The 11,790-nt window shown below is 41.9% G+C and carries 9 protein-coding genes and 1 tRNA gene; 6 read left to right on the forward strand and 4 right to left on the reverse strand.

Going from position 1 to position 11,790, the window contains the following annotated elements; genetic code table 11:
• Positions 1-443: 443 nt before the first annotated feature.
• Positions 444-1,634 carry a 2-methylaconitate cis-trans isomerase PrpF gene (prpF, locus tag FTU42_RS12460; protein WP_180075233.1) on the reverse strand — a complete coding sequence of 397 codons (1,191 nt, stop codon included), beginning with the start codon at positions 1,632-1,634 and terminating at the stop codon, positions 444-446.
• A gap of 333 nt (positions 1,635-1,967) precedes the next feature.
• Between prpF and FTU42_RS12465 the strand changes: the two genes are divergently transcribed.
• From FTU42_RS12465 to FTU42_RS12480, 4 genes are all read left to right on the forward strand, one after another.
• Entirely contained in the window at positions 1,968-3,323 is a 1,356-nt protein-coding gene (locus FTU42_RS12465; protein ID WP_159138436.1) for an amino acid permease, read from the forward strand.
• An 88-nt stretch (positions 3,324-3,411) separates the two neighbouring features.
• Positions 3,412-3,487 (forward strand) — tRNA-Arg (locus FTU42_RS12470).
• A 338-nt stretch (positions 3,488-3,825) separates the two neighbouring features.
• A complete protein-coding gene (locus FTU42_RS12475; RefSeq protein ID WP_159138437.1) occupies positions 3,826-5,154 on the forward strand; it encodes an OmpP1/FadL family transporter in 1,329 nt (442 codons plus the stop codon).
• Between the two features lie 315 nt (positions 5,155-5,469).
• A complete protein-coding gene (locus FTU42_RS12480) occupies positions 5,470-6,642 on the forward strand; it encodes an outer membrane protein transport protein (protein WP_159138438.1) in 1,173 nt (390 codons plus the stop codon).
• Between the two features lie 66 nt (positions 6,643-6,708).
• Here FTU42_RS12480 and thrH read toward each other — a convergent pair whose 3' ends face one another.
• Positions 6,709-7,326, reverse strand: a complete 618-nt coding sequence (thrH, locus tag FTU42_RS12485; protein WP_159138439.1) for a bifunctional phosphoserine phosphatase/homoserine phosphotransferase ThrH — start codon at positions 7,324-7,326, stop codon at positions 6,709-6,711.
• A gap of 204 nt (positions 7,327-7,530) precedes the next feature.
• On the opposite strand from thrH, the gene FTU42_RS12490 reads away from it, so the two are divergent.
• Together FTU42_RS12490 and FTU42_RS12495 are read left to right on the forward strand one after the other, a co-directional pair.
• Complete coding sequence (locus tag FTU42_RS12490; protein ID WP_159138440.1) at positions 7,531-8,265, forward strand: phosphoadenylyl-sulfate reductase; 735 nt, start codon at positions 7,531-7,533, stop codon at positions 8,263-8,265.
• Positions 8,266-8,437: 172 nt separating this feature from the next.
• A complete protein-coding gene (locus FTU42_RS12495; protein WP_005096186.1) occupies positions 8,438-9,820 on the forward strand; it encodes a wax ester/triacylglycerol synthase family O-acyltransferase in 1,383 nt (460 codons plus the stop codon).
• Between the two features lie 207 nt (positions 9,821-10,027).
• On the opposite strand, the gene FTU42_RS12500 is transcribed toward FTU42_RS12495, so the two are convergent.
• Positions 10,028-10,201: a PA1571 family protein gene (locus tag FTU42_RS12500; protein ID WP_005096185.1), complete on the reverse strand. Its 174-nt coding sequence runs from the start codon at positions 10,199-10,201 to the stop codon at positions 10,028-10,030.
• Between the two features lie 132 nt (positions 10,202-10,333).
• Positions 10,334-11,788, reverse strand: a complete 1,455-nt coding sequence (rng, locus tag FTU42_RS12505) for a ribonuclease G (protein ID WP_005096179.1) — start codon at positions 11,786-11,788, stop codon at positions 10,334-10,336.
• Positions 11,789-11,790: the final 2 nt, after the last annotated feature.

Raw genomic sequence — 11,790 nt, forward strand, 5'->3', positions numbered from 1 at the left:
ATCGCCTTGAATTTTCAGCTTTATCTGTGGATTGATTTAAAGCAGCAATAGATATCAAAATATGTTCCTCCACTAAAAAACCACTGCCGCGACAGCGCTACTGTCCCAGAGTTGAAGTGCTTGGATTTATCAAGTGCCTGTGGCAGAGATGCCACACATTGCCCATCACCACAGGACGTTGTGTATGGGCAATAAGAGACCTTTGCCTACCTTGGGTCTTTCCAAAGTAGGATTTCACCTGCACAAATCCATTTAAACTTTTAAAGGAAAGATGAGGCTGGACAATATCTACCTCTAAATATAAACAAGTTTAGATATTTAAACGTATTCTCTGATAGCTTTTATTACTTCCTACCATGCCAACGATAGCTGAGTCAAAATTTTGGCCAGTAATGGTCACAACAGTAATTTTCTCAGGCTAAATAATGGGTCGGCAAATCAAACTAGAGCAAAACATCTTCAGGAACGCGTACCCAACCTTCCATCAACACACGTGCACTGCGACTCATGATGGCTTTCTTCACTTTCCACTCTCCATTTTCCTGGCTTGCTTGTGCACCGACTCTTAAAGTCCCCGAAGGATGGCCAAAACGCACGGCTTCACGCTCTACACCGCCTGCCACCCGATTCACCAGAGTCCCCGGAATGGCTGCCGCCGTACCAATGGCCACCGCAGCTGTGCCCATCATGGCATGATGCAGTTTCCCCATAGACAAGGCGCGAACCAGAATATCGGCATCTGCTTCGGCAATAACCTTGCCACTTGATGAGGTATAAGTTTTGGATGGCGCTACAAAAGCGATTTTTGGGGTGTGCTGACGGTTAGCTGCTTCGCTAATATCCTGAATCAATCCCATCTGCTTCGCAGCATAAGCACGAATGGTTTCAAACTTTGCCAGCGCTGCCGCATCATTATTCATATGATCCTGAAGCTCGGTGCCGTTATACCCCAAATCTCCCGCATTCAAGAACACGGTGGGAATGCCGGCATTAATCATGGTGACTTCAAAACTGCCAATATTGGGAACTTCCAGCGTATCGACCAGATTGCCTGTCGGAAACATCGAACCGCCTTCGCCATCATCATCGGCAGGATCTAAAAACTCGATCTGTACTTCGGCTGCCGGAAAAGTCACGCCATCCAGTTCAAAATCGCCCAACTCCTGAACTTGACCATTTCGCATTGGTACATGCGCAATAATGGTTTTTTGAATATTGGCCTGCCAGATGCGGACTGTACACAGCCCATTTTCCGGAATACGTGATCTATCAATCAGAGCATTAGAAATGGCAAAAGCTCCCACTGCTGCGGTGAGATTACCGCAATTACCACTCCAGTCCACAAAAGGACGGTCAATTGACACCTGACCAAATAAATAATCTACATCATGATCGGCCTGCTGGCTTTTTGACAGAATCACGGTCTTGCTGGTACTGGAACTGGCGCCGCCCATACCATCGATCTGTTTAGCATAAGGATCTGGGCTACCAATCACGCGCAGCAGAAGCTGATCACGAATCCGGCCGGCCTGTTGTGCTTCTGCGGGCAAATCATCCAGCTTAAAAAAAACGCCTTTACTGGTGCCTCCACGCATATAGGTTGCAGGAATCTTGATTTGGGCTGCAAAACTCATGAATTGTTTCATCCTTTGGCTTGTCTTTGTTTTGGTAAAAGTTATGGAATACTTATGAGAAGAGTATAATCGCTTTAAAGCCAAGGAAGTTCAGTGCTCCGACCTAAGTATAAAAAATCAGCATTCGTATCAGAGCAAAAAAACAGGAAACTCATCAGTTACAATGTCAATAAAATTAATATATTGATTCAGTTATCTTTTATTTAATTTATTTTTATAATTTTTTATTATAAATCTGATAATAATATTTCATTCAAAGTCTTGCACTAGGTTTCTGAACTTTGTTCCATTACAATCTTTATACTTATTTTTTCCATTGTCGGGCTGAACACTTTGAATAACGAGTCTTCACAACTTCAGCGTGGCTTAAAGAACCGTCATATTCAGTTGATCGCCATGGGCGGTGCAATTGGCACAGGCTTATTCTTAGGTTCCGCACAGGTGATCCAATCTGCGGGTCCTTCTATTATTTTGGGCTATGCCATTGGTGGCTTGATTGCATTTTTAATCATGCGTCAATTGGGTGAGATGATTGTTCATGAACCTGTCGCAGGTTCATTCAGCCATTTTGCTTATAAATACTGGGGCAAGTTCCCCGGTTTCCTTGCGGGCTGGAACTACTGGATTTTATATATCCTGGTGGCCATGACCGAACTTACTGCCGTTGCGAAATATATTAACTATTGGTGGCCTTTTATTCCAGCTTGGGCATCGGTACTGTTTTTCTTTATCGTGATTACCCTGGTCAACCTCGGCAATGTGAAATTCTACGGTGAATCAGAATTTTGGCTTTCAATCATTAAAGTGACTGCGGTCGTTTCCATGATTGTCTTTGGCTTGTACCTGATCCTGACTGCAGATGCATCATCAGCTGCATCGTTTAGCAACTTATGGACTGCAGGTGGCTTCTTCCCGAATGGCTTTGAAGGTTTATTCTTCATGCTGGCCTTCCTGATGTTTGCCTTTGGTGGTATCGAACTGATTGGTATGGCAGCAGCAGAAGCTGAAAATCCAGAGAAAACCATTCCGAAAGCGATTAATCAGGTGGTTTTCCGTATTCTGATTTTCTATGTCGGTGCATTAACGATTCTGTTGTCGCTGGTGCCTTGGAATCAGCTGGAACTGGGTGGCCTGGATAAAAGTCCGTTTGTGATGATTTTCAGTCAATTGGGTATTGGCTGGGCTGCACACTTACTGAACTTTATTATTCTGACAGCAGCACTGTCAGTTTATAACAGCGGTATGTATGCCAATAGCCGGATGCTGTATGGTTTAGCACAGCAAGGAAATGCCCCGAAAGTCTTCATGAAAGTGAATAAGCAAGGTACGCCAATTCCTGCTGTATTGTTCTCTGCCGCGCTGATTTTCGGTTGTGTACTACTCAACTACTTCGTGCCTGAAGATGCCTTAAGTCATCTGATTTACATCGTAGTCGGTGCATTGGTATTGAACTGGGCCATGATTACGCTGACCCATCTGAAATTTATTCAGAGTATGAAAAAGCTCGGACAGAAAACATCGTTCCCTGCGCTGTGGTCACCTGCAAGCAACATCTTGGTACTGGGCTTTATTGCAACTATTCTTTACATTATGTGGACACAAGGATTCCAGGAATCGGTCTATATGATTCCTGTCTGGATTGTGATCATGTTAGGCCTGTTTAAGTTGCTTAAACCGAAAAATAGCTAATCACGTTATTTAAATGAGATTTGAAAAAGTTATTGCTCCAGCAATAACTTTTTTTTTGCTTTATTTTGCAGTACATTAACCGTTCTTTGCGCCCTTAGCTTAACTGGATAGAGCAGTTGCCTCCTAAGTGACCGGCGTGGGTTCGAGTCCCGCAGGGCGCACCATCCTTTCAAAATGTGATCTATACTTCAAAAAATTAGCGTTAATCTTCATATTTTTAGAATATTTTTTATACAAAAAGTCATTTTTTCTTCATTATTTTATTTCTTTTACTTTCAAATACTTATTTCAAAATGAGGCTATTTTTTGGTGTAAAAACTCTATTTTGGTGCTTTTTTAGACTAATTAGTTTTTTCTAGAGCATTTACTCTTATTTTAATTGTGGTATTTTTGGCACATGGAGTAACAAATGATTACGGTTTATTAACCGTTATCTCCAAAAAATCAAATAAGTGCAAACAACAACGCTAGATATAAATTTGTACCTCAAGGAAAGACGTAAATGAAATTAAAAACATTAACTACTGCAATGATTTTAGCAACGTTACCAATGACAGGCGCATTTGCTGCAGCTATGGATCGTTCGGGACAATCTATCGCAGCGTTTTTACAACCAGGTAATTACTTTGAGGCAGGCATTTCTGTATTAGACCCTTCGGTATCTGGTACTAGTTCAACTGCTTTAGGGGGCCAACCAACCGGTGATATGGCAAGCGACTACTACTTCCCATCAGCAGCTTTAAAGTTCCAAGTTACTGATAATTTTTCTTTTGGTCTTCTTTATGACCAACCATTTGGGGCTGAAGCAGAATATTCAGCACCAAATTCTGTTGGTAGCGCATTTTCATTTGGCGGAGAAGGTACAGCAGCAGAAGTAACAACTGAAAACTTAACTGCCATTTTTGGTTTTCAACCAACGGAAAACTGGAACATCTATGCTGGCCCTGTTTATCAAACAGCGAAAGGAAAAGTAACACTACGTGGTACAGCCTATAATGCTTTAGGTACAACACTTGCGTATGACGCAGATATGAAAAAAGATGGTGCTACAGGTTGGTTAGCAGGCCTCGCTTTTCAAATCCCTGAAATTGCCTTAAAAGCATCTTTAACTTATCGTTCAGATATTGAGCATGAATTGGCAACTAGAGAAACACTAGCTGGTGCTGATCCTTTTAATGCAACTAGAAATGCAGTTTTCGGCTTAACTTATCAAGGCGCATTGGCTCAAATTCCAGCGACAGTTCCATCACCAACTAGAGAGCAAATGGCAGCGGGTATAGCAGGACAAGCTCGTGATGCTATCAGTGAATTTACACCAGGCAAAACATCTGTAACCACGCCTCAATCTGTAAATCTTGATTTCCAAACTGGCATCATGGCAGACACTGTGGCATTTGCGAATGTTCGTTGGGTAGATTGGAAAGGTTTTGCTATTAGACCAAATGAATTTGGTCAAGTGTTAGATGCATTATCTACCTTACCGGGTCAATCTGCCTTGGAAGGTGGAAATCTTGTTGAATATAATGAAGAGCAATGGTCAGCTACTGTAGGCGTAGGTCGTAAATTTAACGATAAATGGGCAGGTAATGTTTCTGTAGGTTGGGACTCAGGTGCTGGTAATCCTGTAACTACACTTGGCCCAACAGAAGGTTACTGGAATGTAGGCCTTGGTTTACAATTTAGCCCAGCGCCTAACTACTTTATTGCTGGCGGTGTGAAGTACTTCTGGCTAGGTGATGCTCAAGCTTTAACAGTTGCTAATCCAAATGTAGGTAACTTTGAAGATAACCACGCTTTAGGTTATGGCTTAAAAATGGGTTACCGCTTCTAAGTTCTCCTAAAATAAAAAACCACCTTCGGGTGGTTTTTTATTGTCTCATTCTATTTTTATACACTTGCATATTATTCGATTATTTTACCATCAATTAAAATTAATAATTTTTTAGTTCTTTTGCACTATTTTAAACAATTTAAATTTCATATTTTTCATAAACTTAAATTAAAAAATATAGTATAAATACTCTAAGCAACCCCTTTCCTTAACCGCTTTAGTTCATTTCTTCGGCAAAGCTGAGCATTTACTCTTTTTAAATTTATGTTACTTTTCCAGCACATTTTTGTTACAGATGGCATCAGGGAACGTACCATGAAGCTTAATAAAGTTTATTTAGCTATTTTACTTAGCACTTTACCTCTTTCTGCTGTTCAGGCAGCAGGCCTAGATCGTTCTGGTCAGTCTATTTCTGCCTTTTTACAACCGGGGAATTATGCAGAAGCAGGTATTTCTGTCTTAGATCCAACGGTAAAAGGTTCTTCTACAGTCACTAGTTTAGAGGGCGAGAAAATCAGTGATATGGGTGAAGACTATTATTTCCCTTCTGCAGCAATTAAAGTACAAGCGACTGATAAAATTTCACTTGGTTTAATTTATGATCAACCTTTTGGCGCAGATGCAAAGTATTCTTCAATTGCAGGTTCATTTGGTGATGGAGTAGAAGGTACTTCAGTTGAAGTAGATACTCATAATTTAACTGCATTAATTGGCTATCAACCTACAGAAAACTGGAATTTTTATGCAGGTCCAGTATGGCAAACTGTTGAAGCCGATATTTCATTACGTGGTGCAGCTTATAAAGCATTAAGTGGGTATAACATTAAAATTGAACAGGAAGAAGCTTGGGGTTGGCTGGCAGGTTTTGCTTATCAAATTCCTGAAATTGCTTTAAAAGCTTCTGTTACATATCGCTCCGAAATTAAACATGATGCTAAAAGTAAAGAAACTTCAACATTATATGCTCCAGCAGGTACCTTACTCCCGGTAACTGTTGATCTCAGAAATATCAATAGTGATGTTGAAGCAATAACTCCACAATCAGTAAATATTGATCTTCAAACAGGTATTGCACAAAATACTTTAGCATTCGCCAACTTACGTTGGGTGCATTGGGATAATTTCGCAGTTAGCCCACAATTACTGTCGCATCCTATAATTAATCAAAACTTAATTGACTATTCTGATGATCAATATTCAGCAACTGTGGGTCTAGGTCATAAATTTAATAATAAATGGTCAGGTACAGCAGCTGTCGGATACGATTCTGGTGCAGGTAATCCTGTCACGACTCTTGGTCCAACTGAAGGTTACTGGAGCGTGGGCTTAGGTGGTCAATACAGCCCTGCTGAAAACTATTTTATTCAAGCCGGTGTTAAATACTTCTGGCTAGGTGATGCTAAAGCAAAACGTGGTACAGATATCGTGGGTGATTTTGAAGATAATTATGCACTCGGTTATGGCATGAAAATCGGTTATCGCTTCTAATAAATCGATCTCATAAAGAAAGGGCGCTATAAGCGCCCTTTCTTTTATTCCAATGTACTTAAAAGATTAAGCCGGAATGTCACGCACTGAAGCATTACGAATCGCTTCTTTTAATGCTTCATAGCCACGAATTGGCGGGAATTGCGGAAATTCCGCAATGACATTTTCAGGTGCATCAAACAGGAAACCAGCATCTGCTTCGCCCAGCATGGTTGTATCGTTATAAGAATCCCCTGCTGCAATGACACGGAAGTTCAAACCATGTAACGCTTTCACTGCTTGACGTTTTTGATCTGGCTGACGCAATTTATAAGCAGAGATCATGCCTGCTTCATCCGTTTCTAATTTATGGCAAAAAATAGTCGGCCAATCCAGTTGCTTCATGAGTGGATGTGCAAATTCATAGAAAGTATCTGAAAGAATAATCAATTGAAAATGCGTACTGACCCATTTTACAAATTCTTTTGCTCCTGGGAAAGGCCCCATTTCTGCAATCACTTCCTGAATATCGTTCAAGCCCAAACCGTGCTGTTTTAAAATATTCAGACGTTGGGTCATCAGTACATCATAGTCAGGAATGTCACGAGTCGTCGCTTCAAGCTCTTTAATACCGGTTTTTTTGGCAAAGTTAATCCAGATTTCTGGAACCAACACGCCTTCTAAATCTAGACATACGACTTCCATGAACATTCCCTCTAAGTTGTATTGAAAAAATTTTGCACTATCATAGCTGAAGCAACAGATTTTGTACTGTACTTTTTTAAATCTATTTTTTTCATAAGTATTTATTTTTTAGTGATAAGTCAATTAAATCAATTCTATTAAAATAGAGGTGAAATTAATTAATATAGGCCATGTCCTTTCCAAGCCTATATCGCCAGGATTCTCATGACCATCATTCCTACTATTGATCGTATTGATGCACTTGCATCTGAATATGCAGATAAATCGCCCAATGAAATTTTGGCACTTGCACTGAGCCAGCAAGGTGAAATTGCGATTTCATTTTCTGGTGCTGAAGATATTGTATTGATTGATATGGCATCGCATCTCGGTAAACCGTTCCGGGTATTCAGTCTGGATACTGGCCGTCTACATGCAGAGACGTATCAGTTTATTGAACGGGTACGTAAGCATTACAACATCGAGATTGAAATCTGCTTCCCTGAAACGGATGCAGTACAAAATTTAGTGACCACCAAAGGTTTATTCAGTTTCTTTGAAGATGGCCATCAGGAATGTTGCGGTATACGCAAGGTTCAACCGCTACGTAAAAAACTGGCGACGCTGGATGGCTGGATTACTGGTCAGCGCAAAGACCAAAGTCCGGGTACACGCAATGAAATTCCTGTGGTTCAGGCAGATCCAGGTTTTTCCGGTCCGGGTAAGCAGCTGATCAAATACAATCCTCTGGCCAACTGGTCCAGTGCAGATGTCTGGAGTTATATCCGCATGATGGAAGTGCCTTATAATGCGCTGCATGAAAAAGGTTTTGTTTCAATCGGCTGTGAACCCTGTACCCGCCCTGTCCTGCCGAATCAGCATGAACGTGAAGGCCGCTGGTGGTGGGAAGAAGCCACGCATAAAGAATGTGGTCTGCATGCCGGCAACTTGCAAAAATGATCTAGCATAACCATCGACTCGTCGGTGGTTTTTTCATAAACCAATCATCTACAGAAAAATCAGTACCTTTCCGTGGCAAAATCGCTATACTTTGTAATGTCAATATTAATAATTCTAACAAGGTTGTTCGGATCAGAGCAGCTGAAGAAAGTGCAGTGAGGCAATCTACGCTATGCGTCCATTACATCCAATTGATTTTATTTTCTTAACTTTAGAGAAACGGCAGCAGCCTATGCATGTAGGTGGGCTATTTTTATTCCAAATTCCCGAAAATGCACCAGCTTCCTTTATTCAGGATCTCGTCACTGATATTCAAAACTCCAAATCATCGCCGATTCCACCTTTTAATAATTATTTAAACGGCCTGTTTTGGGATGAAGACCAAGAATTTGATTTAGATCACCATTTTCGTCATATTGCCCTGCCGAAACCGGGTCGTATCCGTGAATTGCTCACTTATATTTCACAAGAACATAGTGCGCTGATTGATCGTGCCAAGCCTTTATGGACCTGTCATATTATTGAAGGGATTGAAGGTAATCGTTTTGCCATGTATTTCAAGATCCATCATGCGATGGTGGACGGAATCGCCGGCATGCGTCTGGTCGAAAAATCGCTGTCGCATGATCCGAATGCCAAGAGTATTGTACCGCCTTGGTGTGTGGAAGGGCCACGCGCCAAACGCCTTAAAGCACCTAAAGTCAATGCTTTTAAAAATGTCCTGCAAACCATTAAAGGCCAACTAGAATGCGCACCACGCGTCGCTTATGAGCTGTCTCAGACCGTCATGAAGGATATGGGGCGCAATCCGGATTATGTGTCCAGTTTTCAGGCACCAAGTTGTATTCTGAACCAACGTGTCAGTGCTTCGCGTCGTTTTGCGGCACAATCCTTTGAATTTTCACGTTTACGGCATATTTCTAAAGCATTGGGCGTCACGATTAATGACATGGTACTGGCCATCTGTTCAGGTGCACTACGTGAATATTTACTATCACAAAACGCTTTACCGAAAAAACCATTAATTGCTATGGTTCCGGCCTCGGTTCGAAGTGATGATTCGGATGTTTCCAATCGCATTACCATGATTCTGGCCAATCTGGGCACCCATAAAGAAGATCCTCTGGAACGTCTCAAAATTGTACGTGGCAGTGTACTGAGTGCCAAGGAACGTTTTAAACGCATGAATGCCAATCAGATTTTAAATTATAGTGCCTTTGTCTATGGTGCAGCCGGTCTGAACATTGCATCGGGTTTAATGCCGACGCGCCAGGCATTTAATGTGATTATTTCCAATGTACCCGGCCCTCAGGAACCGCTATATTGGAATGGTGCACGTCTCGAAGCGCTTTATCCAGCCTCAATTGTACTAGATGGGCAGGCTTTAAACATTACCATGACCAGCTATCTGGACAAACTGGAAGTCGGCTTAACCGCATGCCGTAATGCCCTGCCGAAAATGCAGAATCTGCTGACGCATCTTGAAGAAGAAATCCAGCGTTTTGAACGAATTGTAGATGGTGAACCTGTCCCAAAGTTACAGGCGGTGAGCTAGCCGCAGATCAATAAATAGAATATATAAACTGAAAAAAGTGTTGATCATTTTTGCCAGTCCTAGCGCACATAATTAAGGGGCTCATAGAGCCCCTTGGTTTTATTTTTTAACATCGTTTTAAATTTATTTTATATTTTTGGGATGATGCATCCATTTTTGATTGCCTAGAATTTATTTCAATCTGCACAAGATTCTGTATCGGTAGCATCAGCTTTTGATCGTACGACACTGTTGTAATAATTGATGGCAGGCATTGCGAATCATGCTGGCGGTAATCTGGACTTCATTACCGCGCTCATCAACAATATATCCTGCATGTACAGTCTTTGGTTCTAATACGTGTTTTAGGCCTTTATTAATTACTGCTTTACTCATATTCATAACACACTCCTTTTGCTAAGCCTGAAACTGGGAGAAACGGCTTTGGCTAATTCATGCATCTAGTATTGTAAATAACAGCACCAATGTAAAATTTCAGATGTAACAAGTGTTTAACGATATTCTGTTACAATTTCAGCTGAGAATGATATCGTATTGCTCTTGCGTATACAGATTTTCTACTTGGAACTTAATCACGCGATTAATGAAATGCTCTAGATCAGCGACTGCTGGGGCCTCTACTGTTAGTAAACGATCAATTACAGCGGGATGCGCGACAACAGTAAAGCCACTCTGCGACTCATAAGCACGTGCATAACGCAGAATTTCTCTGAATATTTCGTAACATACTGACTCGGCTGTTTTGACATAACCACGTCCCTGACAAGTCGGACAGGATTCACAGAGTAAATGTTCCAGTGACTCACGGGTGCGTTTCCGGGTCATTTCCACCAGACCCAGTTCAGATACCTGAGTAATCTTGGTTTTAGCATGGTCACGTTCCAACATGCGCTCAAACTGTTTCATCACTTCTTCACGATGCTGCGCTTCCTGCATATCAATGAAATCAATGATGATAATTCCACCCAGATTACGCAGACGCAACTGACGTGCAATGACCTGAGTCGCTTCCATATTGGTTTTAAAAACAGTGTCTTCCAGTGAGCGACCACCAACATAAGAACCGGTATTGACGTCAATGGTGGCCATGGCTTCGGTCTGATCAATCATCAGATAACCGCCCGATTTCAATGCGACACGAGTTTGCAACGCCTTTTGCAGATCTTCTTCAACATTATATAAGTCAAAAATTGGACGCTCGCCCGGGTAGTGCAGTAAGCGGTCTCGCATATTCGGCACAAATTCTTCGACAAACTCTTGCAGCTTGGCGTGAATTTCACGTGAATCGACGTAGATTTTTGCAGTTTCTTCATTGGCCAGATCACGAATGATCCGTTGTGGTAAAGGCAATTCTTCAAAAATCAGGGAGGGAACTGCAATAATCTTCTGCTTACGCTGGATATATTCCCAAAGCTTGGCCAGATAAGCCATATCTTGGGCAATGGCTGCTTCTTCAATACCTTCAGCAGCGGTACGTACAATCACTGAGCCTGGCAGCTTATGCTCGGCCTGAATCCGCTCAATAATCGAACGTAAACGATTGCGCTCTTCCTCAGATTCAATTCGCTGCGACACCCCAATATGATTGCCATAAGGCATCAGCACCAGATAACGCGAAGGAATAGACAGATCCGTGGAAAGACGAGCACCTTTGGTGCCCAGCATATCTTTCATCACCTGAACCGTGAGGATTTGACCGGGCTGAAGCAGTTCAAAGACATTTGGGGTGGGCTGCTGGCGCGGCCAGACCATATCATTGATATGCAAAAATGCCGTTCTGGACAGACCAATATCCACAAACGCAGCCTGCATACCCGGCAAGACCCGTACCACTTTGCCTTTATAGACATTACCGACCAAGCCACGCTTGGCTGTACGCTCGACAAACAGTTCATTGACCGTGCCGTTTTCAATCAACGCGACCCGACATTCCATCGGCGTGACGTTAATCAATAACTCGTCAGACATAA

The sequence above is a fragment of the Acinetobacter sp. YH12102 genome (genome assembly GCF_013419125.1).
GTDB classification, from domain to species: Bacteria; Pseudomonadota; Gammaproteobacteria; order Pseudomonadales; family Moraxellaceae; genus Acinetobacter; species Acinetobacter pseudolwoffii.